This window comes from Cohnella sp. GCM10012308 (assembly GCF_042649185.1).
GTDB lineage: Bacteria > Bacillota > Bacilli > Paenibacillales > Paenibacillaceae > Cohnella.
This window is the reverse complement of the sequence record NZ_JBHRYU010000003.1, coordinates 187547-213414: the sequence shown is the minus strand read 5'-3', so window position 1 is coordinate 213414 and position 25868 is coordinate 187547. Positions and strand designations below refer to the sequence as shown.

Annotated in this window: 19 protein-coding genes and 1 pseudogene; 15 read left to right on the top strand and 5 right to left on the bottom strand. The window is 60.3% G+C overall.

Features of this window, described 5'->3' with window-relative positions:
- The first annotated feature begins 112 nt into the window (after positions 1-112).
- Positions 113-772, top strand: a complete 660-nt coding sequence (catA, locus tag ACFOTD_RS06280; RefSeq protein ID WP_378116813.1) for a type A chloramphenicol O-acetyltransferase — start codon at positions 113-115, stop codon at positions 770-772.
- Positions 773-847: 75 nt separating this feature from the next.
- Positions 848-1555 (top strand): tyrosine-protein phosphatase, encoded by a 708-nt coding sequence (locus ACFOTD_RS06275; protein ID WP_378116811.1) that lies wholly within the window; start codon positions 848-850, stop codon positions 1553-1555.
- Between the two features lie 82 nt (positions 1556-1637).
- Here the strand turns inward: ACFOTD_RS06275 and dapA are convergent, their stop codons facing one another.
- Entirely contained in the window at positions 1638-2525 is an 888-nt protein-coding gene (gene dapA, locus ACFOTD_RS06270) for a 4-hydroxy-tetrahydrodipicolinate synthase (RefSeq protein ID WP_378116809.1), read from the bottom strand.
- 369 nt (positions 2526-2894) lie between these two features.
- Between dapA and ACFOTD_RS06265 the strand changes: the two genes are divergently transcribed.
- From ACFOTD_RS06265 to chrA, 10 genes and pseudogenes are all read left to right on the top strand, one after another.
- Positions 2895-4817: an asparagine synthase-related protein gene (locus ACFOTD_RS06265; RefSeq protein ID WP_378116807.1), complete on the top strand. Its 1923-nt coding sequence runs from the start codon at positions 2895-2897 to the stop codon at positions 4815-4817.
- A gap of 29 nt (positions 4818-4846) precedes the next feature.
- Entirely contained in the window at positions 4847-4984 is a 138-nt protein-coding gene (locus tag ACFOTD_RS06260; protein ID WP_378116805.1) for a paeninodin family lasso peptide, read from the top strand.
- Between the two features lie 103 nt (positions 4985-5087).
- The gene (locus tag ACFOTD_RS06255; protein ID WP_378116803.1) at positions 5088-6029 is read left to right on the top strand and encodes an aldolase; all 942 of its coding nucleotides are present in this window, start codon (positions 5088-5090) and stop codon (positions 6027-6029) included.
- Between the two features lie 29 nt (positions 6030-6058).
- The gene (locus ACFOTD_RS06250; RefSeq protein WP_378117068.1) at positions 6059-7855 is read left to right on the top strand and encodes an ABC transporter ATP-binding protein; all 1797 of its coding nucleotides are present in this window, start codon (positions 6059-6061) and stop codon (positions 7853-7855) included.
- A 1099-nt stretch (positions 7856-8954) separates the two neighbouring features.
- On the top strand, positions 8955-11171 hold the full coding sequence (locus tag ACFOTD_RS06245; RefSeq protein ID WP_378116801.1) for a glycosyltransferase family 39 protein: 2217 nt from the start codon (positions 8955-8957) through the stop codon (positions 11169-11171).
- Between the two features lie 183 nt (positions 11172-11354).
- On the top strand, positions 11355-12356 hold the full coding sequence (locus ACFOTD_RS06240; protein WP_378116799.1) for a glutathione S-transferase family protein: 1002 nt from the start codon (positions 11355-11357) through the stop codon (positions 12354-12356).
- A gap of 19 nt (positions 12357-12375) precedes the next feature.
- On the top strand, positions 12376-12876 hold the full coding sequence (locus ACFOTD_RS06235; RefSeq protein ID WP_378116797.1) for a GNAT family N-acetyltransferase: 501 nt from the start codon (positions 12376-12378) through the stop codon (positions 12874-12876).
- A 148-nt stretch (positions 12877-13024) separates the two neighbouring features.
- Positions 13025-14344, top strand: a complete 1320-nt coding sequence (locus tag ACFOTD_RS06230) for a phytoene desaturase family protein (RefSeq protein WP_378116795.1) — start codon at positions 13025-13027, stop codon at positions 14342-14344.
- Positions 14334-15239, top strand: coding sequence for an RNA polymerase sigma-70 factor (locus ACFOTD_RS06225; RefSeq protein ID WP_378116793.1), 906 nt, complete (start codon positions 14334-14336; stop codon positions 15237-15239). Before ACFOTD_RS06230 ends, ACFOTD_RS06225 begins: the two co-directional genes overlap by 11 nt.
- A gap of 162 nt (positions 15240-15401) precedes the next feature.
- Positions 15402-16624: pseudogene (chrA, locus tag ACFOTD_RS06220) on the top strand (chromate efflux transporter).
- A gap of 1219 nt (positions 16625-17843) precedes the next feature.
- Here the strand turns inward: chrA and ACFOTD_RS06215 are convergent.
- Positions 17844-19256 carry an ATP-binding protein gene (locus ACFOTD_RS06215; protein ID WP_378116791.1) on the bottom strand — a complete coding sequence of 471 codons (1413 nt, stop codon included), beginning with the start codon at positions 19254-19256 and terminating at the stop codon, positions 17844-17846.
- Entirely contained in the window at positions 19253-19942 is a 690-nt protein-coding gene (locus tag ACFOTD_RS06210; protein WP_378116789.1) for a response regulator transcription factor, read from the bottom strand. The genes ACFOTD_RS06215 and ACFOTD_RS06210 overlap by 4 nt, the downstream gene beginning before the upstream one ends.
- Before the next feature lie 271 nt (positions 19943-20213).
- Between ACFOTD_RS06210 and ACFOTD_RS06205 the strand changes: the two genes are divergently transcribed.
- Positions 20214-20489, top strand: coding sequence for a hypothetical protein (locus ACFOTD_RS06205; protein ID WP_378116787.1), 276 nt, complete (start codon positions 20214-20216; stop codon positions 20487-20489).
- An 87-nt stretch (positions 20490-20576) separates the two neighbouring features.
- The gene (locus ACFOTD_RS06200) at positions 20577-22331 is read left to right on the top strand and encodes a methyl-accepting chemotaxis protein (protein WP_378116785.1); all 1755 of its coding nucleotides are present in this window, start codon (positions 20577-20579) and stop codon (positions 22329-22331) included.
- 15 nt (positions 22332-22346) lie between these two features.
- Here the strand turns inward: ACFOTD_RS06200 and ACFOTD_RS06195 are convergent, their stop codons facing one another.
- Complete coding sequence (locus tag ACFOTD_RS06195) at positions 22347-23228, bottom strand: AraC family transcriptional regulator (protein WP_378116783.1); 882 nt, start codon at positions 23226-23228, stop codon at positions 22347-22349.
- Positions 23229-23412: 184 nt separating this feature from the next.
- On the opposite strand from ACFOTD_RS06195, the gene ACFOTD_RS06190 reads away from it, so the two are divergent.
- Positions 23413-24237 (top strand): sugar phosphate isomerase/epimerase family protein, encoded by an 825-nt coding sequence (locus ACFOTD_RS06190; RefSeq protein ID WP_378116781.1) that lies wholly within the window; start codon positions 23413-23415, stop codon positions 24235-24237.
- A gap of 304 nt (positions 24238-24541) precedes the next feature.
- Here ACFOTD_RS06190 and trpB read toward each other — a convergent pair whose 3' ends face one another.
- The gene (gene trpB, locus ACFOTD_RS06185; RefSeq protein WP_378116780.1) at positions 24542-25705 is read right to left on the bottom strand and encodes a tryptophan synthase subunit beta; all 1164 of its coding nucleotides are present in this window, start codon (positions 25703-25705) and stop codon (positions 24542-24544) included.
- Between the last annotated feature and the right edge of the window lie 163 nt (positions 25706-25868).

Here is a 25868-nt window from a genome sequence, read left to right as displayed (position 1 = left end):
TATTTTGATGACATAGGCGTCGTACAAGTTGAAGAGGATCGTGAACGGATATGGTTAAGGCAGTCGATATGCCCTCCTAAAATTCAATTTTATTTTAGGAGGGCGAAAATAAATGAAATTTCAACCGATCGATTTGGAAAAGTGGAGCAGAAAGCCGTACTTCGAACATTATCTCGACCGTGTACGCTGCACGTACAGCTTGACCGCAAATGTCGACATTTCTCTTTTACAGACAGAACTAAAGCGCAAGGACGTTAAGTTATATCCGGCTCTGATCCACATGATCGCGACGGCGGTGAATCGTCATCCCGAGTTCCGGACTTGCTTCGATTCCGAAGGCAGGCTGGGTATATGGGAACGGATGTCGCCGAGCTTCACGATTTTTCATGCGGAGGACAAGACATTCTCGAGCATTTGGGCGCCGTACAGCGAGGAATTCGCGACGTTTTACGGCCGCTGCCAGCAGGAAATGGAGAAATACAAAGACGCAAATCAGTTATTTCCATGTCCGGACGAGCCGCCGAACACCTTTCCGATCTCCAGCATCCCCTGGGTGAATTTTACGGGATTCAACCTGAACATTTACGGCGAGGGAAACTATCTGCTACCGATCTTTACGATGGGGAAATATGATAGGCAAAACGAAAAGTTGTGGCTGCCGGTGTCGGCGCAGCTTCATCATGCGGTTTGCGACGGGTATCATGCGGGCATGTTGTTCAATGAGCTTCAGGAGCTGGCATCGGATTGCCGAAGCTGGCTGGCAGGTATGTAAAACCAGCATGATGTCGTACCTTGTTCCTCGCCGAACCGTCTGCTAACATAGGAAAAATAAAAGGGAGGTGCTGACATGATCGATATACACTGCCACATCCTGCATGGCGTGGACGACGGCGCAAAGGATCTGGACGAGTCCGTGGCGATGGCGCGGATCGCCTACGAGGACGGCATACGGGATATCGTCGTGACGCCTCACTTCAACAGCTTGTTCCTGACCATGTCCGACGTCGTGCACCGCAAGCTGGAGGAGCTCCAGCGCGAGCTGGACAGGCAGGATATCGATATCCGGCTGCATCCGGGCAATGAGGTCCAGCTGGTGAGCGCGGCGTTCTTCGACGAGCATCGCAGGAACCGTTCGTTCGCGCTGCTGGGCCGGCCGGGCACGCATTTGCTCTTCGAGCAGCGCTGGAGCGGCTATGATCCGGCCACGCCGGAGATCGTGCAGCGGCTGCTGGATGCGGGCGTGACGCCGGTGATGGCGCATCCGGAGCGTCATCCTTTTTTCAGAGACGACCCGGAGCTGCTGCCGCGGCTGATCGAGCTGGGCTTGTGGACGCAGGTGTCGGCGGACAGTCTCGTCGGCAACTTCGGTCCCGAGGCGCAGCGGTACGGGCGCGCGCTTATAGCGGCCGGACATGCGCACACGCTGGCGACCGACGCCCACAACGTGAACCGGAAGCCCAATCTCGGCGCGGGCATGGCCGTCTTCGAGGAAGTGGCCGGCGCGCAGGCGAGGACGGAGCTGGATGCGCGGATACGCAGCATTTTGGCCGTTTGACGCAAAGAGAAGATTGGCGCAAAAAAGTTTAACGCAAAGAGGAAAACGAATCGCCGGGGCATACGCCCCGGCGATTTTTATGCTATAACGACGCCTGCAGCAATACCTCCAGCTCCTCGCGCAGGGACTGCGAGATCGGGCTCATCGGCAGCCGCAGCGTATCGGAGGCGATCATGCCCTGACGGGCCAGAAGCCACTTCAGCGGAGCGGGGTTGGGCTCGCCGAAGAGTCGCTCGATCCAAGGCAGCACAGTTGCGAACGCTTGGGCGGCGGCCTCGTCATCGCCCCGCTCGAGCCTGCGATACACGTCGGCGAAGGCGTCCGTCTTTACGTTCGCCGAGGCGAGGATGCCGCCCCGGGCTCCCCGGCGCAGCCTATCGTAGAAGCACCGGTCTTCGCCGCACAACACCGGCTTCGAGTTCGTCGGCGCCAGCGACTCGAGCAGCGAGGCGTCCTCCGTGCTGTCCTTCAAGCCGATGACGCCGTCCAGCTCCATAATGCGGCGGGCCGTATCTACGCTGAGCCTCGTGCCGGTACGGGAAGGGATCTCGTAAACGATGACGGGCACGCCAACCTGCGATACGCGGCGGAAATGCGCCAGTATGCCCTCCTGCGAAGGCCTGCTGTAGTACGGCACGACGACAAGAACGGCGTCGGCGCCGAGCCGCCCAGCTTCCTCCGTCCGCTTGACCGAAGCGGACGTGCTGCTCGTGCCCGTGCCGACCACGACTGGTATCCGGCTTCCTTCTTCCCGGACCGCTTCCTGCGTCAGGCGCAATAGCGAGGCCGCTTCGTCCCAAGAGAGCGTGGGCGATTCGCCTGTCGTGCCGCCGACGACCAAGCCCTGAATGTCACAGGCCAGCAGCCGACCCACATAGCGCCGGTAGGATACGAGGTCTACCTCCTCGTCCGCGGAGAACGGCGTGACTGTCGGTACGAATATTCCCTTTAGATGCTGTTCGCTCATCATCGCGTTTTCTTCACCTCCTATGCCGGCTGATTCTTTCACAGTAGCACGGAATCTCCCGCGGCCGTTATATCGCATTTTCGATAATGCGATCAAAGTTATCGATGGGCGGATTCGAAATCGCGATCGAATCGCATAGTAAACGCTGGAAATATATTGATAATGGGCGATGCGGAAACGTCCGCGCACCGCTCTTTTTGCGCTGTCTGTACTACTTTCCGCTATCCCCGGCTACTCCTCCTGCGGCATTTGCATTTTTGTCGAAATTGATATAATAAGCCCCAAGACAAAATGCGACAACATTCAAAAATCGATGTTGATATAATGGGCTCGAAGAAAACGCTATCATGTCCAAGGCGAGATTGGAGAACTATGAGCGCTATAGCCGGTTTGCTAAACGAACATGAGCCTGTCTCCATTGAATCGGCGGGTCTGATGATGAAGGCGCTGGAGAAATATCCGGCCCATCATGTGCGTACCTGGCATGACCGGCACGTATTCATGGGCTGCCATGCGCAATGGTTCACGCCCGAGTCGGTGCATGACCGTCAGCCTTTCCGCGAGGAAGGGCAGGAGCTTGTCATCGCCGCGGACGCGATCATCGACAACCGGGAAGAGCTCTTCGGCCGGTTGCAGATCGAGCATGGCCGCCGGGAGCGGATGACGGACAGCGACTTGATCCTGGCGGCGTACCGCAAGTGGGGAGAGGAAGCGCCGAACTATCTGATCGGCGACTTTGCCTTCGTCCTTTGGGACGAACGGAGACGCCGGCTGTTCGGAGCCAGAGATTTGGCGGGAAGCCGCACGTTGTATTACGTTCATCGGCCGGGGCAATTCGCTTTTTGCACGGTCATGAATCCGCTGCTCGCGCTGCCCGGCGTCGGCCGAGAGCTGGACGAGTCCTGGCTGGCCGAGTTCCTCGCGATCCCGATCATCCTGGATACGATCGACGTTCGCTCCACGGTGTACCGCCGGATCGGCCAGATTCCGCCCGCGCATGTCTTTACCGTCGAGCAGGGCAGCTTGAAGGTACGACGCTACGGCTCCTTGGCAGCGGATGTGCCCAAGCTGAAGCTGAAGTCGGGCGGAGAATACGAGGAAGCGTTCCGCGAGGTGTTCAAGGAAGCCGTCGTGTCGAGGCTTCGGACAAGCCGGAATGTCGGCGCGAGCCTGAGCGGAGGGCTGGATTCGGGCGCCGTCGTCAGCTTCGCGGCAGCGCCGCTGCGCGAGCAAGGCAAGACGCTGCATACCTACAGCTATGTCCCGCGTTCGGACTTCACGGACTGGACCCCGCGGAGCATGGCGGCAGACGAGACGCCGTACATAAGGGATATCGTGGATCATGTGGGCACGCTATCGCACAGCTATGTGGACTTTGCGAAGCAGAATTCTTTCGAGGAAATCGACGATCTGCTCGATTTGATGGAAGCGCCCTATAAATTTTTTGAAAATTCTTACTGGTTCAAGGGCATTCTGGCGCAAGCGAGCAAGCAGGACGTCGGCGTCCTGCTGCATGGCGGCAACGGCAATTACTCCATCTCGTGGGGGCCGGCGATGGACTACTACGCCGTGCTCCTGCGACGCCTGCGCTGGGTGCGGCTGTATCGCGAACTGGCGCAGTACGGTAAAAATATGCGCATCGGCCGGTCGCGATTGCTGCCCTACATCGGCAGATTGGCGTTCGCAAATCCGTCTCCGAAGCCGCTGGCGGATATCCCGATGCTGATCCATCCGGACCTGGCGGCGCGCACCGGCGTATTCGACAGACTGAAGGGCCACGACGTCGGTCTGACGGACGGCTGGATGAACGAGTTCGACGCCCGGACGTATCAGTTCGACAACCTGTCGATCTTGAACCATCAAGGGACGTCGTCGACCAAGCTATCGCTGCGGTATGCGGTCCGGGAGAGGGATCCGACCTGCGACCCGCGGGTCGTCCGGTTCTGTCTGTCCGTGCCGGTCGAGCAGTACGTGCAGGGCGGCATGGACCGCGCGCTTGTCCGCAGGTCGACCGCCGGTTATCTGCCGGATTCGGTCCGGCTCAATCAGCGCGTCCGGGGCGTGCAGGGGGCGGATTGGATCCATCGCGTGCTCTCTTCGTGGGACGAGATGTCCGAGGAGCTGCGCCGGCTGTGCGACGATCCCCGGGCCTCGCGGCTGCTGAACGTAGAGCAGGTCCGATTGTCCCTGACGGAGATGGGCAACCCGCCGCGTCCCGACCGCGCCTTCGACCGGCACGCGAGATTGCTGATGCAGAGCTTGATCGTGTATCGGTTTCTCAGGCAATGCGCCTGATACTCCCCCTTGGAAGGAGGTGAGACCAGATGAGGAAAGAGTGGAACCAACCGACGCTTGAAGTGCTTGACGTCAACCAGACGTTCGGCGGACCGAACGGGCTGTACCCGGACCGCAACGGCAAAGGCACGAACAACGGCCATGCCCATGCCCCGGAGGCTTCTTAATTTAGATGGAAATGTTCAAGGGCCCTCCTACATCCGGTATGTATGGGGCCCTTGTTTGACGCATGCGAGCGGGAAAAAACCTGCAGAACCGAGGTGCCTGTCCATGAAGAATAAGATCGAGCCAACTATGTACTACGCATTTGGCCTTCATATATCAAGCGAAGTCAGCCTGCCGGAGCTCGTGGAGACAACCGCATGGACCGGCGAAGCGGACGTCGAGATCAAGCTCGGAGATCTGGCGGAGGCCTGGCGCGCAGCCGATGTCGAGGACGACTTTTATGCGTTCGAGGACGACCGGTTTTTGTTTTACGTGCCCGAGGTGGCCGTCTATAGCATTCGCGGCGGTAAACAGATAATCGTGTCGCCCCTGTCCGGTACGGAGGAAGAGCGCATCCGCCTCTACCTGCTCGGCACGTGCATGGGCTCGATCCTGATGCAGCGGCGGACGCTCCCGCTTCACGGCAGCGCCGTCGTCGTCGATGGGCGCGCTTATGCTTTTATCGGGGAATCCGGTGCGGGCAAGTCGACGCTGGCTGCCGCATTTCGAAGCCGCGGCTACCGGCTGTTGACCGACGACGTGATCGCAGTGGCGTCCGGCGGAGGCGACGGCTACACCCCGGTCGTGGTGCCCGCTTATCCGCAGCAGAAGCTATGGCAGGAGAGCATCGAGCAGCTCGGTTTGCAGTCCGAGCGCTATCGCCATCTGTATCTGTCCAAGTATGCCATTCCCGTTACGTCGGCGTTTTCCGCCGATGCCGTGCCTCTGGCCGGCGTGTTCGAGCTGACGCGGACGGACGGGGACGAGGTGGTTCTTTCGCGCTGTCAGGCTCTCGAACGGTTGGCGCTGCTCCGGATCCATACGTACCGGCCTTTTTTAATTTCGCGTCTGGCGGGAGACCAATGGCATTTTTCGACAGTGACCGGGATGGCGAGCCGGATCGATCTATACCGTCTGCAACGGCCTGCCGCAGGATTCTCTGCGCATGAGCTGGCCGACACGGTGCTGCGCACCGTATTTGAAGGAGAGAAGGTCATGCAGGCGTGAAGGGCGAGGTCAGACTTGGCGTCGCGCCCATGCTCTACTATCTCAAAAAGCTCCACGCGTTTGCCGGGCGCAAGCTTTATGTGAATCTGGCGGGGACGATCGTCGTCAGCATGCTGGAGGGGATCGGCATCTTCCTGCTGGCCCCGATGCTTGGCCTGATCGGGCTGCTGGACGCCTCCTCGGGAGGCATCCCGCTGCTATCCGCCGCAGCGGAGCCGCTTCAGCGCTTGTCTCCTGAGCTCAGATTGCCAGCCGTGCTCGCCGTTTTCCTCATTCTGCTGCTGGGGCAGGGGCTTCTCCAGCGTCTGTTGTCCAATCTGAGCGCCGAGCTGGAGCAGGGTTTTATCCGGCACCTTAGACTCGAGCTCTATCAGGGCTTACTGCAATCGAACTGGGCGTTTTTTCTGAAAAGGAGAAGGTCCGACTTCATCCACCATGCCACGATCGAGCTGCCCCGGGTGAGCTTCGGCGTATTCATGTGCCTGCGGCTCGCCACGACCTTGCTCTTTACGCTGATTCAGATCGGCTTTGCCTTGTGGCTGTCCGCGCCGCTTACGCTGGCCGTCTTGCTGTGCGGGCTGGCGCTCGCCGCGTACTCCCGGACCCAGGTGAGGAAGTCGAGAGAGATCGGGAAGGACACGACCGAGCTGATGCAGCGTTACGTGGGGGGCATGACCGACCACTTCAACGGGATTAAAGACATCAAGGGCAATCGGATGGAGCGGCAGCATTTGTCCTGGTTCCGCGCGCTTTGCGATCGACTGGAGGGCAATCTCGTTCAATTTACCAGGCTGCAATCGGCCTCCCAGTTCCATTACAAGGCCGCCGCAAGCATCCTCATTGCCGTTTTCGTTTATTTTGCCTTCGCGGTGCTTCATGTTCAAGCCGAAACCCTCATTTTTATCGTTCTCGTGTTCTCGCGGCTGTGGCCGAAATTTTCGGCGCTGCAGTCCAATCTGGAGCAGATCGGACAGACGGTTCCCGCCTTCAGGCATTTGAGGGAGCTGCAGCAGGCGTCGGAAGACGCGCAGGAGCCCGAACTTGAGCCGGCCCGGCTTGCCGAAGGCGGAGCCGTACGCGTGGCGCAGGGCTTCGAGCTTCGGGACGTATGCTACCGATACGATCGCGAGCAAGCGACCTATGCCCTTCAAGCCGTGAGCCTGCGCATCCCGGCGCATCGGATGACGGCCGTCGTCGGCCGGTCGGGCGCGGGTAAGAGTACCTTGATCGATGTGCTGATCGGACTCGTGCAGCCGGAGCGGGGGCAAGTACTCGTGGACGGCAAGCCGCTCGGCGCTAGCGAGGCGTATGAATTAAGGCGGTCCGTCAGCTATGTCTCGCAGGACCCCTTCCTGTTCCACGAGAGCGTGCGGGACAATCTGGCGATCGCCGCGCCTGACGCCGGCGAGGAGCAGATGTGGGAAGCGCTTCGCTTCGCTGCGGCGGATGCGTTCGTCGAGAGATTGCCGGAAGGGCTCGATACCATCTTGGGGGACCGGGGAGTCCGTCTCTCCGGCGGCGAACGGCAGCGGATCGTGCTGGCGCGGGCGATCCTGCGCAACCCGTCCGTCCTCGTGCTGGACGAAGCCACCAGCGCCCTGGACGGCGAGCGCGAGGCCGGCATTCAGGAAGCGCTCGAGCGGCTGCGGGGCAGGATGACGCTCATCGTCATCGCCCATCGCTTGTCCACGATCCGCGGCGCGGACCAGATCATCGTGCTGGACAACGGCGCGGTCGTTCAGCACGGCGGATACGCGCAGCTCTCCGAGGAGCGGGACGGCTTGTTCGGGAAGCTCCTGTCCTATCAGGCCAAGGCGAGCGGGTAACGGGGAAGAAGCGTCACTCGCCGGGCACAAGCGGTACGCCTAAACGGAACCGCCAGCCGCAAGCACCATTGCAAGGATCACGCGCAAACACCATTGCAAGAATCATTTCGCAAGCACCATTGCAAGAATCATTTCGTAAGCACCATTGCAAGAATCATTTCGCAAGCAACATTGCAAGCACCATCGCAAATACCAGTCGCAAGCACCACCAGCAGCAAATGCGTGAGCATATCGTACCTCCGGTTCCGATGCATTGGTCGGGACGTCGAGCTGGTCGGCAGCCGGCCAAGCATAGCGCGATTCGCTGTAAAAACACATTTAAATCTCTCCAGTTTGAGGAAAACATACGATTTGAATGCACATGATGCAGCTAATTCTGACGGTTCGGGGCGAGATGGCCTCTTTCGGAGAAACTAGCTGCATTTTTTGCATTCTATTTCAGGCATGCGAACCGCCGATTCCGCCGAGATAAGACGCTGGCGTATCGTTATTTCGTTGCGAGCCGCCGCTTCCGCCGAGATAAGACGCTGGCACATCGCTATTTCATAGCAAACCGCGGGTTCCGCCGAAATAAGACGCTGTCGTATCGCTATTTCGTAGCAAACTGCCGGTTCCGCTGAAATAAGACGCTGGCACATCGCTATTTCGTAGCGAATTGCCGATTCCGTCGAAATAAGACGCTGTCGCATCGCTATTTCGTAGCAAACTGCCGGTTCCGCCGAAATAAGACGCTGGCACATCGCTATTTCGTAGCGAATTGCCGATTCCGTCGAAATAAGACGCTGTCGTATCGCTATTTCGTAGCAAACTGCCGGTTCCGCCGAAATAAGACGCTGGCGCATCGCTATTTCGTAGCGAATTGCCGATTCAAGTCGAAATAAGACGCTGTCGCATCGCTATTTCGTAGCGAACCGCCGATTCCGCGGAGATAAGACGCTGGCACATCGCTATTGCGTTTTTCGTCATATACAGGCGCCTATTTTTTTCTGTTTTCACACAACCGGGCGGCATGATCACACATGCACCGTTGGATTTTCAGAAAACATTCAGTTTGTTTTAATGTTCATCTTAACTTCAATGTCCATAGTTAAAGGATGTGATGGCGAAAAGGAGGGGCGAGCGCGTGAGAGCTCCTGTTAAGGCTAAATTCGATATTCCGCTGACGTTCATCGTCTTGTTGTCCGCGTTTTTAAACGGCTTCAATATCTGGACGGACAAGTACGCCAATACCTACTATACGACGGCCGTCGCGGCGATGATGGAGAACTTGCATAATTTCTTCTACGCATCGCTCGACTCAGCGGGCTCGGTCACGGTGGATAAGCCGCCTGTCGTATTCTGGATCCAGACGATCAGCGCCAAGCTATTCGGACTTCACGGCTGGAGCGTGATTCTGCCTCAGGCACTGGCGGGCATAGGTTCGGTGCTGCTCGTGTACAAGCTGGTCAAGCCGACCTTCGGCAGAGCTGCGGCGCTGATCGGCGCCCTTGTCATGGCCTGCACGCCGATCGCGGTGGCCGTCAGCCGTACGAACAACATCGACAGCATGCTCGTATTCACCTTGCTGCTTGCCGCTGCCTTGCTTTTCCGCGGCGTGCGGAAAGGAAGCGCTTGGAGCGTCTTGGGCGCTTTTGCGGTTGTCGGCGTTGGATTCAACATGAAGATGCTGCAAGCGTATATGGTGCTCCCGGCCTTTTACTTGTTCTACTGGATCGCGTCATCGCGTTCGTGGAAAAAGAAAACGGGAATTCTGGCCGGCGCTACGGCGACGATGTTGGTCGTCTCGGTGTCCTGGGCGGTGGTCGTCGACGCGATCCCCGCGGACAAACGGCCATTTATCGGCAGCAGCGGCACGAATTCGGTCCTCAACCTGGCATTCGGCTACAACGGCGTGTCCCGGTTGACAGGAGACCGCGGGCAGGGCGGCGGCGGTGCGTCGAACTTCAGGAACGGCGGCGGCTTCCCTGCAGGCGGTCAGAACCAAAGGTTTGGCCAGGGCCAAGGAACGGATATAAGCCAGACGCCGAGCCAGGCGCCGGAGCAAGGCCAAGCGGACGGGCAAGATCAGGCGCCCGGCCAACAAGACGGCGGCGGCTTCCGGGGCGCTCCGCAAGGCGGCGGCACAGGCGGCTTTGGCGGGGGCTTCCGGCAGGATGGCGGCGGCTTTGGCGGTCCCGGCGGATCCGGCGGTCCTAACGGCGGCCGCAGCGGCGGCATGTTCGGAACAGGCCAGGCGGGGCCGCTGCGCTTGTTCCAATCCTCGCTGTCCGATCAGGCCAGCTGGCTCATTCCGTTCGCGCTCATCGGTTCGGTCGGCCTGCTTGGCAGCATTCGCAGGCGGCGATGGACAGACAAGCACAAGGAAACGATTTTCTGGCTGTCTTGGCTGCTCCCGGCGGCGGCATTCTTCAGCGTCGCAGGTTTTTTCCACCAATATTATCTGATCATGCTCGCGCCGCCGATCGCCGCGCTGGCCGGAGCGGGCTTCGTCGAGATGTGGCGGGCTTATAGAGATCGCGTGTCATGGACGTCCTGGCTGTTCCCCGCGGCTATTTTGGCGACGACGGTATTCGCCTGGTACATCGTTCATCCGTACGACGCAACGATCGGGGGCGGATGGGCAGCAGGAATCGGGCTGGCCGGCGTGATCGTTACGGCGCTGCTCATCGTCTGGAGAACGAGGGAAAACCTGCGTCCCGCCCGCATATGGGCGATCGCCGGGCTGCTGACGCTGCTGGTCGGTCCCGTCTACTGGGCATTGACGCCGATCACGTACGGCGTGAGCAGCATGACGCCGATCGTCGGTCCAAGCTCGTCCCGAGAGGCGAACGGACCGCAGGGCGGCGGATTCTCGGGGCGCGGGCAAGGCGGCGGCGAATCGTCCGGCAGCGTGGACGAGGGACTCTACGCTTATCTGAAGGCGCACAATACGGGCCAAAAATATTTGCTGGCGGTATCCGATTACGGCACAGCGGCACCATACATGATCGACAAGGGCGAATCGGTCGTCATTTTGAACGGCTTCAACGGTTCGGACCAGGTCTATACGGCCGACAAGCTGCAAGCGTTGGTGGCAAAAGGCGAAGTGACCTATTTCCTGGTCGGCGGCGGCGGAATGGGCGGCGGTCGGGGCGGCAGTACCGAGGTCACGCAGTGGATTCAGCAGCATGGCACGGAGATTCCGGCTTCCGAATGGCAGTCGTCGTCGAGCGGCGGCACCGCGCAGTCCGATGCCGGCGGCGGCGGGGCGAACGGCGGATTCGGCGGCTTTGGCGGATTTGGCGGCAGTGCGACGTTATATGCGGTTTCTTTATAAAATATCCAGCGAGTATTTCTGCTTATCTATGGTTCAATTCCCTTGGCACTTTTAAACGAGCTGCCGAGGGTTTTCTATTTCGCGGTAAAGCACCGGTCTGCAAGCAGCTAGGTGCGCGCGGGCCTTTTTATACGGCATCAGCTACAATAGAAATACAATCCCACCAGCAAAGGAATGAAGCCCATGTCCGCAAGCGAACAAGCCGGCAGCAAGCCGGCCGAGATTACGAAGGACGGTTCGTTCAAGCGTCAAGTCAACCGGTTTACGACGCCATTCGGGGAGGGGGCGGACGAGCTGCCCGTTGAAGCGGGAAGATACCGCCTCCTGTGGTCGGCGGCCTGTCCGTGGGCGCACCGCTCCGTGATCGTCCGCCGCGTGCTCGGGCTCGAGGGAACGATCAGCCTGGGGACCGTGAGCCCGATGCGTCCGAGGCTGGCGCGCGTAGATTGGGAATTCTCGCTCGATCCGGACGGCATCGATCCCGTGCTGGGCATACAGTATGTCAGCGACATCTATCTGCAGACGGATCCGGCTTACGAAGGCAGGCCGACGGTTCCGGCAGTCGTGGACGTGAAGCGGCAAGCGGTGGCGAACAACGATTATTTCAAGCTGACCAACTATTTCGAGACGGTCTGGGCGCCTTTTCACAAACCGAATGCACCGGATCTGTATCCCGAGGCTCAGCGCGGGCAGATCGACGCCCTCAACGAGGCCATCTTCCATGACATCAACAATGGCGTATACAAATGCGGCTTCGCTCATTCCCAGGAAGCTTACGACGCGGCCTACGACACCTTGTTCGCGCGTTTGGACGAGCTCGAGCAGCGCCTGGCGCGCAGCCGATTCCTGAACGGGGACTTCATCACGGACTCCGACGTACGTCTTTATACGACGCTTGCCCGGTTTGATGCGGCGTACTATACGGCCTTCCGGACCAACCGCAATCTGCTTCGCGAGTTCGAGCATTTGTGGGGCTACGCCCGAGACTTGTACCAGACGCCGGGCTTCGGCGATACGACCGATTTTGACGCGATCAAGCGCCATTACCATCTGTCGATCACCATCGCGACGGACAAGCAGGAAGTGAGCATTTTGCCGAAAGGGCCGGATCTCGCGGTCTGGGAGACCCCGCACGATCGGCAACGGCTGAGCGGCCGGGAAGAGAAGTTTCTCGTACGTAACTGAATAAGGAGGATTCGAAAAAATGCATATACGTGACGCCGCGCCTGAAGAGCGAGGTTTAATCCGGGAGCAGCGGCTGAATGCCTACAGCGAGCACGCACAGTCGATCCCCGCCGCCCACTGGCGGGCGCTGTCCCAAGCGATCGGTTCCGAAGCGGACGCCCGGCCGGGCGTTCAGTTGATGGTCGCCGAGGTGGACGGACAGATCGCAGGAAGCGTCGCGCTGTTCCCGGCGGAGTCGGATGTCTATGAGGGGCATGCCGGCAAGCAGGATTATCCGGAGATCCGCATGCTGGCGGTAGCCCCGGCATACCGCGGGAAGGGCGCCGCATCGGCGCTGATCGCCGAATGCATTCGCCGCGCCCGCGACGCCGGCTACCGGGCGGTCGGCCTGCATACCGGCGAGTTCATGCAGGATGCGCGCCAGCTGTACGAGAAGCTGGGATTCGAGCGGCTTCCGCAATACGATTTCCAGCCCGCGGACGATGGGATCACGGTCATGGCGTTCCGGCTGGAGCTTTAAGCGGGCCGCGCCGCAAAGCGCAAAAAGGCGCTAAAGCCGCCGCCGAGGCGCTCGAGGCCGCGCCGTAAAGCGTAACCGGAGCATCCGTGTCACAAATCCGATCCCTTCATCGTCATGTAGCCATCAGACCGGAGAGGATGGATCAAGCATGACGCAAAGAGACGATCGGAAGGAATGGGACGTTGTCATCATCGGAGGAGGCATCGCCGGATTGACGGCTTCGATCTACCTGGCGCGGGCGGGCCAAAGCGTGTTGGTGCTCGACAAGGGCGCGAATCCCGGAGGACGCGCGGCGTCGAACGAGATTGCGGAGTCGCGCGTCAACCTGGGCGGGCATGCGTTGTACAAAAGCGCGCTGCCCATCCTGCGGGAGGTCGGGGTCGAGCCGGCGGGAGGAACGCCCAAGACGACCGGCGCGTTCGTGTACAAGCAAGCGGACGGCAGCAACAAGGTGCTCCCGCTAGGACAACTCTTGCTCGGCTCGTTCCTGAAGTGGCACGAGAAAACCCAGCTGCTTCGTTTCTACAGCAAGCTCCGAAAGATCGACACCGCCGCCCTGCATAGCGTCACCCTGCAGGATTACCTGGCGTCCGAGCTTAGCAGCCCGCGCGTGCGCAGCGCCGTGCTCGCGCTTGTTCGCGTAGCCACGTATTGCGACGCCCCGCAGCTGGCGAGCGCCGGCGCCGTCATCGAGCAGCTTGGCCAGGCCCAAGTCATGTACGTGGATGGCGGCTGGCAGTCTCTCGTGAACCGACTGACGGAACAGGCGCAGCAAGCAGGCGTGTCGATTCGCGCACGCTCGCTTGCGCGGGAGATCGGCGGCAGCGCCCCCGACATGAGGATCGAGCTCAAGGACGGAACGGCGCTGACCGCTCGCCACGTGATCTCCACCGCAGGGCCTGCGGAGACGTTGGCGCTGCTCAATCCCGCGCTGACCGCTGCGGAAGCCGCAGTATACGAGCGCCTGGTCCCGGTCCGCGCCGCGTGTCTGGATCTCGTCGTATCCGGCATGCCCCAGCCCAAGACCCGGTTCGTGCTTGGCGCCGATTATCCGTGGTACTATTCCAACCATTCGGCCGTCGCTTCGCTCTCCGACAATCCCGCGCGCGAGGTCGTGCACGTCATGAAGTATTTGCCAGCTTCGCAGGAGACGGATCCCGCGCAAGACGAGAGAGAGCTGGAGGGCTTCCTCGACCTCATCCAGCCGGGCTGGCGCAGGCATGTCGTGCAGCGCCGTTTTCTGCCGCGTATGCTCGTCTCCCATGCGGTCGTAGACGCCGCGAGCGGCGGCCTCTCCGGCAGGCCCGGGCCTGCCGTCCATGGGCGGCCGGGGCTGTACGTAGCAGGGGATTGGGTCGGCGCCTCCGGCATGCTGCTCAATGCATCTCTGGCGAGCGCACGGGAGGCGGCCCGATGTATAATTGCCGGTAAGGACACAGTCAAGGAAGGGATGCATCGTGGAGCTTGATGCCGCGTACCGGACGTACAAACCGCTGCTTCTTTCCCTCGCGTATCGCATGCTCGGCTCGGTCGCGCAGGCCGAGGATCTCGTCCAGGATGCCTTCGTCACGGTTCAGCAGCAGGATACGGATCAGCGAGGCGGGCCGATCCTTAATTTAAAGGCATATCTGTGCAAAATCGTTACGAACCGCTGTCTCGACCACCTGAAGTCCGCGCGCCGTAAAAGGGAAGTGTACGTCGGACCCTGGCTGCCGGAACCGCTCGTGGAAAATTATGCGGCTGCCCAAAACGCTGCGGCGGGACGGGATCCCCTGCAGACCGTTTTGCTCGAGGATACGATATCGTATGCCTTTCTCGTCCTGCTCGACCGGCTGACGCCGATCGAACGCGCGGTGTTTATTCTCCGCGAGGCTTTCGAGTATGACTATCGCGACATCGCAGATTTCGTAGACAGGACGGAGATCGGCTGCCGCAAGATCTACAGCCGTCTCAAGCGAAAAATCCAGGAAGAGCCGGCCGCGGAGCCGGCATCAAGCGAAAGATGCGAGCAGCTCGTGCTTCGCTTCCTTCATGCGACGGCCTCCGGCGACATGAAGGGGCTCCTCGCGTTGCTCGCCGAGGATATCGTGCTGTACAGCGACGGGGGCGGCAAAGTCATGGCAGCGGTTAGGCCGATTACGTCGAGCGCGCGCGTACTCGCGTTTATCCAGGGACTCATATCGAAAGGCGGCGGGCTGGGCGAGGTGCGGCTTGTCAAGATTAACGGGCAGCTTGGTTTCTGGCTGACCAGCCCGCTCGAACCTTATCCTACGCTCGTCAGCTTGGCGTTCAAGGACGACCGCGTGCAGGAGATGTATCTGCTGCGAAATCCGGATAAGCTGCGGCATCTTAACTTGGAATAATACGATGATAAAAATCCGCTTTCCTGTACGCAGGAGGCGGATTTTACTTTTCAGCGTCACGGTAAGGCTATCGCTTTGATCGGGAGACCGGGGAGGCAACACAGGGACAACAATCGCGTGTTATAAATAAAAGTAAATCACTGCAAGGAGTTAATAGACGTCATGCTATCGAATCGGCAAGAGGTTACGGGGCCATATCGAAAAGGGAAGCTCGGCGAGTTGCTGGCGGTACTGGCCGTATCGACCAAGCTGGGCCTGACCTCCTTCGGAGGCCGATCGCCCATCTGGGCTACTTTCATGAAGAATACGTGCGCCGGCGAAAATGGATGGACGAACGGAGCTACGCCGATCTGGTGGCCTTGTGCCAGCTGCTCCCGGGGCCGGCCAGCAGCCAGGTCGGCATCGGCATCGGCGTATCGCGTGCGGGCCTGCTTGGGGGTCTCGCAGCCTGGCTGGGCTTCACCTTGCCGTCCGTCGTCGCGCTCGTCGCGTTTGCCTATTTTGTACGCGGATACGACATCGGCAGTTCGGGATGGGTTCATGGACTCCAGCTTGTCGCCGTCGCGATCGTGGCCCAGGCGGTGACCGGCATGAGGCGGCAGCTCGCGCCGGACCGAGGCAGGGCGACGGTAGCGGTCCTGGCGGCGGCGGGCGTCTTGATGTGGCCGTCGGTCTACACTCAGGCGCTTATTATCGTCGCGGCAGGTTTCATCGGGTGGCGGATCTACCGCCAGGAACTGTCGAGGGAAGAGGCGCCCGATCTGCGCATTCCTGTCGGACGCTTCGGCGCCGGCGTTTGTCTCGCGCTTTTTGCGATTCTGCTGGCGGGCCTGCCGCTGCTCCGGAGCTTCGGCGATGCCCGCTGGCTGGCGATGTTCGACGGCTTCTACCGGTCGGGCGCGCTGGTCCTCGGCGGCGGGCATGTCGTGCTCCCGCTGCTTGAGCGCGTCGTCGTGCCATCGGGCTGGGTGAGCCAGGCGGACTTCTCGGCGGGCTACGGCGCGGCGCAGGCAGTACCGGGGCCGCTGTTTACTTTTGCCGCCTACCTCGGGACGATGGCAGGCGGCATCGGAGGCGCGGCGATCGCCGTGGCCGCCATCTTCCTGCCGGCTTTCCTGCTCGTCGTCGGCGCGCTTCCGTTCTGGAACGCGCTCCGAGGCAGTCCTAGCGTTCGCGGCGCGTTAACCGGGATCAACGCGGCTGTCGTCGGCATCCTGTTGGCGGCGCTGTACGATCCGCTGTGGACGACGGCCGTCGCGAGGCCGGCGGACGCGGCTTTGGCGCTCCTGCTGTTCCTGCTGCTGGCCTTTTGGAAGCTGCCGCCGTGGGTCGTCGTTCTGGCCGGCGCGGCAGGCGGCATGCTGCTGGCGCAGCTGCCTGTTTAACTTAGGCGAGCGCAAAAATCCGGGCGGTTGGCCCGCCCGGTCCTTAAATGCAATGCGTTAGAAATTTGGCAAGCTTCGCGGCAAAGGCCTCTCGCCAGTCGGCAATTCGCGGCTGCCAGCCGAGCCGCTTGGCCTTGGCGCCGGACGCGCCGCGTTCGGATCAATCGGAGATAGTGGTTGGCGGTGAGTGGTGAGCAGTGAGCGGCGGTTGATCGCAGCGATTGGCGGTCGGGGTTACTACTTAGGAGCACCTAGACACATCGTACGCATGATTGGCCGAAGTTGTTGCTGCTTAGGAACTTCACCTCCATAAGCCAGGCCGGCCGGACTTGTTCCTGATTAGGAACTTCCAATCCTCCATGCGCAAGGCCGGCTGGACTTGTTCCTGTTTAGGAACTCCCAAGCCTCCATGCGCAAGGCCGGCCGGACTTGTTCCTGATTAGGAACTCCCAATCCTCCATGCGCAAGGCCGGCCGGACTTGTTCCTGATTAGGAACTCCCAATCCTCCATGCGCAAGGCCGGCTGGACTTGTTCCTGTTTAGGAACTCCCAATCCTCCATGCGCAAGGCCGGCTGGACTTGTTCCTGTTTAGGAATTCCTAGACGCTTTATAAGCAACGCCAGCCAAAGTTGTACCTAAGTAGGAACGCGGCCGGTGGTGGTGGTGGTGGTGAGCGGCGGTTGGTCGCAGCGATTGTCGGTTGATGGTTGATGGTTGATGATGTCTGTTGGCGGTTGCGATTAACGGAGCGAGCGCCTGGCCGATTTAAAGCCGGGGACCAACAGTTGTTAAAAGGCAGCTATTTTCGGCGGAAATGCGATTTGCCGTCGGATAGTTGCTGGAAGGCAGGTAAATTCCAAAAAATTGCCCCTGGGAACCCCAGGCGACCCTATTAAATGCCTTTCAACAACTATTTGTACCGAATACCCTCCCCAGTACCAGATTAACTGCCTTCTGACCGTTAAATTAGAACCTGAGCAAAAATTTGCGTTGGGCACCCTCCCTAGGATCAGATTAACTGCCTTCTGACCACTAAATCGGACCCCGAGCCAAAATTTGCGCCGGCCCCGCTCCCCGGACCAGATTAACTGCTTTCTGACCACTAAATCGGACCCCGAGCAAAAATTTGCGTTGGACACTCTCCCCGGACCAGATTAACTGCTTTCTGACCATTCAATCGGGTCCCGAGCAAACCAAGAGGCGCGCCGAGGCGGCAGGCTACGCGCTAGCGTGCTTCGGCAGCCTGATCTCAAAAACGGTCTCTCCGCCGCTCGCGTCGAGCAGCCGCGCGCTGCCGCCATGCGACTCGGCGATCTCCCTGACGATCGACAGCCCGATGCCGAGACCGTCGCCCTTCCGCCCGCCGTCGGCGCGATAGAATCGCTCGAAGACGCGCTCGCGATCCCCGGGCGCGATTCCGCTGCCCCGATCGGCGACGGCGATGCGCACCTCCGCCTCTTTCTCGGCAAGTCCGATTCTTAAATAACGCCCTTCTTCACCGTACCGCAACGCATTGTCCAACAAGTTGCGCAGCGCACGCTCGACGAGCGGGGCGTCGATCACGGCGAAGACGTCCTCGTCGGGAATGTCCGCCTCCATGTCGAAGCTCTTGCCGTCCAGGAACAGCATGTATTCGGCCGCGAGCTTGCGCATCAGCTCGGACAGGTTGTGCGGCGCGGGATGCAGCTCGAACGCGTCGCCCTCGGGACGCGCGATGTCGAGCAGCTGATCGAGCAGCTTGTCCATGTAGCGCGACCGCTGCAGGATGACCTTGGCGCCGGCCTGAAGCTCGCCCTCGTCCTTATAGGCGCCAGCGCGGATCGTCTCCGCGTAGCCGAGGATCATCGTCAGCGGCGTGCGCAGGTCATGGGAGAGGTTCGACAGCAGCAGCCGGCGCCGCGCTTCGAACTGCTCGATCTGCGACGCCTGGCTCCGCAGCCGCTCGGCCATCGCGTTGTAGTGCCGGGTCAGCTGGCCGATCTCGTCCCTGGCGGCATCCTTCAGCATGACCGGCTCGGTGCGAAGCCCGACCAGCTTCAGCGCGCCGTTGAGCCGGCCGATGCGACGGTTGGTCGACGAGAAAAACCAGAGAGACAGCAGGTACGGCAGCAGCACTGCCAGCAGCAGCGGCAGGACAAAGGCGGCCAACGCTTTGTTCGAGCGCAAATAGAAGAAAAGCTGGCCCTGCTTCATCGCTTCGCTCGGCACGCTCAGCAGCAGGTAATAGGATCGGCTGCCGTCGGCGGCGGGATAGACAAGCGTCGGAGTATCCGATCCGCTCCAGAGGCGGTCGGGCATGTTCGCGATTCGCCCGGCGAGCTGCGGGAAGTCATACCGCTTCGACAGTCCCGCGGTATCGTAAAGCGTCGTTCCGTCCGGCGCGACCCATTCCAGACGAACGTCGGGATTCGCGTCGTGCGCCTCGTCCAGCAGCCGGCGCGCCTCGCTTCCGCCGTATGCGTCCTGCCGCTCGATCGCGGACAGCGTATTTTCGGAGATCGCGTCCAGCATCTTCAGGCTGTACCCTTTATTCCAGACTTTCCCCGTCAGCGTAGAGACCGTAAGAAACAAAACGATGCTGCCCGCGACGCTGAGCAAGACGACGAGCCACAGCTTGGTGCGATTTTTCATCGGCCGTCCCCCGAAAAACGGTAACCGACGCCGCGAATGCTTTGCAGATGGTTTGAGGAGCCGGCTTCGCTTTCCAGCATTTTGCGAATCCGGCTGATATAGACGCTCAGATTGTTGTCGTCGTAATTGTCGTGCTGCCAGATCTGCCGATAGATCTCCCGCTTGGTCAGGACGCGGTCCGGGTTGCGCATGAGAAATTGCAGGAGATCGCATTCGACCGGCGTCAGGTCGTGCCGGACGCCGTCGTTGTGAAGCGTAAAGTTGTCCACGTCGAGCGCCAGCTTGTTCAGCCGGAGCGTCTCGGGACTTCGCGAGGCTTGGGGATAGCGTCTCCGAATGTGGGCCTGCACCCGGGCGACCAGCTCCATCGGGCTGAACGGCTTGGTGACGTAGTCGTCCGCGCCAAGGCCGAGCACCTCGATCTTGTCCTGGATCTCCCGCCTCGCGCTGAGCGCGACGATCAGCGTCTCGGGCCGGTTTTCCCGCATATAGCGAAGTACCTCGAAGCCGTCGCCGTCGTCCATCATCAGATCCAGAATCAATAAGCCGACATGTCGGTCGCGAACCGTATCGATCGCCAGCCGTCCGGACGGCGCTTCGAGCGTCTCCCAGCCAGCGCGCTTCATATGCAGACGGATCAGCTCTCGAATGCCGGGCTCGTCGTCAACGATCAGGATCGGGTCCATGCGTCATCACACTCCGCTTCGTAGCTTGCTTTTCTATCATATCAAGACCGTGCGTCCGGTAGGAACATTCGACTCCGCAAAGCGGCGTTTTCTTTAAGACTTCATTAAGAAAAGGGGGGATCGGCGCCTGACGAAGCTTCCCCCTGGACGGCTAAAGTTCGCGCATCTTTTTTTGTGCGCCGGCGCTCCTTCGGCTCATGCCGTTCATTCGCAGAAGTAAAGCGCCGATATGCTATTAGTAAGGTTTTATGAGAAAGGGGCAAGCGACATCATGCAGCGACTGAAGTTTATTTACCGTTTTTATCTCATGCAACCGCTATGGTTCAAGATTTCGGCTCCGGCGGCTTTGCTCGCTTCGATTATTTTTAGCGGCTCGTCGTTCGGAGACGAGTCGTTTTACGAGGGCTGGGCCAAGCTGTCCGCGGCCGTTTTCTTTGGCTTGTGGGGCGCCCGGCTTCGGAGCAACCGGCAGCTGTTCATCGTCTTCTTCGCGCTTGCAGCGCTTAGTCTTTATTTAGCCGCGAACGCCTTTCTTCAAGAAGGATAAGTCGAACAATAATCGAATTTATAATGTCGAGCATTCTAGAAAATTAGGGTAATTTGTCGCAAACCACACTAAGGAGCATGGACCCGCATGTTTAGATTCAGGAGCCGCCTCGTTTTCAAGCTGTCGGTCATGATACTGACGATATTCGTCATTCTGTCTTCCGCGTTGATCTATTTGCAGATTCGCAATACCAAGCAGGCCAGCGAGGAAGCGATCGGCAGCTTCGGCATGCACGTCGCCGAGGCGTATGCGGGACAATTCGATATGGCCTCCTACGAGACTTATATGAAGGATGCGCAGGAGAACGACCTTTATTGGCAGCTGCGCGAAGCGCTGAACCGCTATCGGATGGAGATCGGCGCGCTGTACGTGTACACGGTAAAAATCGACGATCAGGGGCAGCCTGTCATCCTGATCGACGGCCAACCGAAGAACGAAGAGACGGCGTCTCCGATCGGCGAGGTCACCGACATGCCGCAGGAAGCGATCGCTGACGTATTGGCGGGCAATACGGCCAAGACGGGCATTCTTCACAATGCCGATTACGGCGATTATATCTCGGCTTACGCGCCGCTGCGGGATTCGTCGGGCCAGGTGATCGGGGTCATCGGCATCGACACGGACGTCTCCGTATCCAATTCGATTTATCGCCAGGTCCTGGACAAGAGCACCCCTGTCTTCATATTAATGGGGGCGCTTACGCTGCTCGTCTTTTTGCTGCTCGCCTGGTTTATGTCCCGGGCGCTCAAGCCGCTCGGCACGATCGTCCGCGGAGCGGAAGCGATGGCCGGCGGCGATCTGGCAGAGGCTCAGCGGCAGTTGGGGGCCCGGCGCGTGCGGTCCAAGGACGAGATCGGGCAAGCGTACGCCGCGATGGCGAAAATGGCCGAGAGACTGGGCGTCACCTTAGGCAGCGTGCTGCGCGACGTGACGGCGACGACGGAGGAGCTCGTACGTTCGACCGATCGATTCGGCGCCGAGGCGGGCCGCATGGTGACGTTAAACGTAGAGCTCGAGCAATCGATCGCGCAGTTGGCCGACGGGGCGGCGCATCAGCGAACGGGGGCGGAAGAGAGCGCGAAGTCGATGGAAGAGATCTCGCTGGCCATCCAGCGGGTCGCCGAAGCGTCGTCAAGCGTCGCCACGGCTTCCGGGGACGCGCTGGCGACGGCAGAGCACGGCCGAAGCGCCATCCGCTGGCTCAAGGAGCAGGTCGGCTCGATGTCGGGCGTCGCCGAGCAGACGACGGGCTCGGTCCAGGTGCTGAACGACTACATGCAGGAAATCAAGCCGGTCCTCCAGTCGATCGTGAGCAATGCGGACCGGACCAAGATTCTGGCGCTGAACGCTTCGATCGAGGCGGTGCGGGCCGGAGAGCACGGAGCGGGATTCGGCGTCGTGGCCGGCGAGATCCGCAAGCTTGCGGAGGCAGCCGCGACGTCCGCGACGCAGGTAACCTCGCTGTTGGAGCAGATCCGCGGGGAATCGGCGCAGATCGGGGAGCGGATGGCGGAGGAAGCGAAGGAGATGGCAAAAGGCGTGGAGCTATCGGGCGAAGTGGCGTCGTTATTCGACGACACGGTAGACCGGTTCGTCTTCGTAAACGGACATATCCAGGAGATCTCGGCTGCAGCGGAGCAGGTGCTTGCCGGCTCCGAGGAAGTCGCCGCGTCGGTCGAGCAGATGTCGCAGATCTCGGCGGTCAGCGCGGACAGCACGATCTCCATTCAGCGGATGTCGGCCGACCAGCTCGAAGCGGCGAGACGGATCGCCGACACGACGGAGCATCTCAAGCGTCGGGGCGTCGTATTGGAAGAGGCGGTCGCCAAGTTCAAGCTCTGACGCGGCCCGCCGCGCTCAGCGCTCGTTCCTCGCTTTGATCGTCCTGGCGTATTCGGACGGCGTCATGCCGACGGACTGCTTGAAATGACGCGAAAAATAATGGACGCTGCTGTACCCGAGCAGGTTCGAAATCTCGGTCAAGTTATAGACCTCCTCGCGAATATAGCTTTTGGCGCGTTCGATCCGCAGCCGGTTGAGGTACGCGATGATGCCCGTGCCGACCGTCCGCTTGAACAGAATGTTCAGCTGCGTGCGGCTCATATTGAACTGTGCGGACAGACCGTCCAGCGTTATTTTGCCGGATAGATTCTGCTCGAGATAAGCGATGATGCGTTTGCCCATGTGCGCGCTCTGATTCTCGGCGGTGGTGGACATGAGCTGCTCGGTCTGCTGCCTGGCAGGCTGCGCATTGCGGATGATAAGAATCAGCAACTGCTCCAGATAGAGTTTAAACAGCTGTTCCGCAGCGAACGCGGCTTCGGGCCGGGGGACGATCGGATACTGGTTAAGGCCGAAGGCGTCCAGTCCCTCCTTCATCAGTCGCGCGAGCGCCGCATGCTCGGCTTGTCCGATGCGGAACAGCTTGTTTTCGTCGAAAAAGGCCATGGCTTCGTTGTCGCAGCGGAAGGTGACGATAAACAGATTGGGCGCCTTGCTGCCGGTGCTCTCCAGTTGATGGAATTCGTTTGGACTGTGCACGAGAATGTTGCCTTGGTTCAGCCGGTAATACCCCGATCCGGTATTCGCGTTTACCTCGCCTTTGTCCACGTAGACGATCTCCCAGAAATCATGGCTTTCCGCGACGTACTGCTCGCGGCTGGATTGCTCGAAGTAATAGCAGGTGTAGATGTCGTTCACGACGAGCCGCTCGCGCAGCCGATGCTTGATAAAATCCATCCGTTCGTCCCCTCCGCCTTAAAGTATAAACTTTCCGTTCGATTATGCAAAAGGAAGTATAAATTTACCGACAAATTTTCTAAATCAAGCCGCAGAGAAAGGGGCTATGATGAGGCTAGCAAGCTTACCTGTCCAATGACGGGCGTCCGCAGCGTCTTGGGGGAATACGAGGAGGGTTCTAGTCTTGGAAATCGGCGTTATTCATACCATCGACACGAGTGCGCAGGACAATATGTTTAAGGTCGTCAGCGATTACGGATTTAACGTATGCCAATTGAATTCGTGGAACATGGACTACTGCACGCCGGAAGTGGCGGAGCGGGTCGTCAAAGAAGCAGGCGAGGCGGGCGTTCGCATCTGCGCGGTGTGGGCGGGCGTGCCGGGACCGGCGGAGTGGAACTTCACGCAAGGACCGTTGACGCTGGGCCTCGTGCCCGAAGCTTACCGCGAGGAGCGGGTTAAGGCGTTGAAGGGTTGGGCGGACTTCGCGTCATGGATCGGCGCTCCCGCGATCATTACGCACGTTGGATTTATCCCGGAAAATATGACGGATCCCGCCTACCCGGCGGTCGTCGAAGCCGTCCGCGAGGTCGCCGCGTACTGCGAGAGCAAGGGGATCGGCTTCTGGTTCGAGACGGGCCAGGAGACGCCGGTCGTGCTGCTGCGCACGATCCAGCGGGTCGGCACGTCCAATCTCGGCATCAACCTCGACCCGGCCAACCTCATCTTGTACGGCAAGGGCAATCCGATCGATGCGCTGGACACGATCGGTCCTTACGTGCGCAACATCCACGTGAAGGACGGGCTGTACCCGACCGACGGCGACAACCTCGGCGAGGAAGTCCGCGCGGGCACGGGCAAGGTGAACTTCCCGGCGTTCGTGCGCAAGCTCAAGGAGATCGGCTTTGCGGGCGAGTACATCATCGAGCGCGAGATCTCGGGCGAAGCGCAGCGGCAGGACATCCTGCGCACGACGGACGATCTGAAGCAGTGGCTGCAGGAGGCTTGAAAAGGGCGGGCTGATAAGGTTACACGGTCCCGGTAGCGGTGCGATTCATGGAGCGGCCCGATACAGAGCCTCCTTGCCTCAGGTTGGTGCCGCGGCCCGGCTAAATAATCCTATCTGGAGCTACATGGCCTCAGATGGTATCGCGGCCTAGCTAGGTAGCTCTATCCGGAGCCTCTTCGCCGACGCCGCGTTTAGACAACGCCATCCATTCTCCATGCCCGGCACAACAAACATTAAGAAGCCGTCCCTCAGTCAGCGAACATGACTCGGGGACGGCTTCTTGGCGCTGTCGGGCGCTGTCGGTTTACTTTTTCAGCATATGGAACACTTGCTCGACGTCCTTGTCGCCGCGGCCGGACAGGTTGACGATGAGGATCTGGTCCCGCGGCAGCGTCGGCGCCAGCTTCTTGGCGTGGGCGACCGCGTGCGCGCTCTCCAGCGCAGGCACGATGCCTTCCGTGCGAGACAGCTCCTGGAATGCTGCGAGCACTTCATCGTTGGTGACCGTCACGTATTCCGCGCGTCCGGACACCTTCAGATGGCTGTGCTCCGGCCCGATGCCCGGATAGTCGAGCCCGGCGGCGATCGAGTAGGTTTTGCGCGGCTCGCCCGCTTCGTCCAGCAGCACCAGGCATTTGAAGCCGTGGATGATGCCGGGCACACCCTCTGTCAGCGTAGGCGCCTGGTCCGGCTCGACGCCGATCAGACGAACGCCAGGCTCGTCGATGTAGTGCGCAAACGCGCCGATCGCGTTGCTGCCGCCGCCCGCGCAGGCGATGACGGCGTCCGGCAGCCGGCCTTCCTTCTCCAGAATCTGCCGCTTGGACTCCTCGCTGATGATCGCCTGGAAGTGCTTGACCATCGTCGGGAACGGATGCGGACCGACGGCCGAACCCAGCAGGTAGAACGTATTCTTATAGTTCTGCACCAGATCGCCCAGTGCCTCGTCGACCGCGTCCTTCAGCCGGCCTTGTCCCTTGTCGACCGGAATGACCTTCGCGCCGAGCAGCTCCATGCGGAACACGTTCAGCGCCTGACGCCGCGTATCCTCGGCCCCCATGTAGATGACGCAATCCATATTGAACATCGCGCAGGCCGTCGCCGTCGCGACGCCGTGCTGTCCGGCGCCCGTCTCCGCGATGATGCGCTTCGCGCCCATCCGCTTGGCGAGCAGGATCTGTCCGATGGCGTTGTTGATCTTGTGAGCGCCCGTATGGTTCAGGTCCTCGCGCTTGAGATAGATCTTGGCGCCGCCCCAGGCATCGGTCAGACGCTCCGCGTAGGTCAGCGGGCTCTCCCGTCCGACGTACTCCCGCAGGTAATACTGCAGCTCCTCGTTGAATGCCGGATCGTCCCGGAACTTGTAAAATTGCTCGCTGAGATAACCCAGCACTTCCTGCAATTCCGGCGGCACGAAGCTGCCTCCGAACTCCCCGAAGTATCCTTCCTGCAGCGTCTCTTGGCTCATGCAAGCGCCTCCAATGATAAGGTTGCGATTTCTCGCTTTTCTATACAAGCGTATCACATAAAAATGGCGGGCAGAAGCCTTAAAATGGCGGAGACAAGCACAAGCTATAATACCGCTGCGTCAGAACCTCAGGGCGTCGAAAGAAGGGACAGCTCGGCCGGGA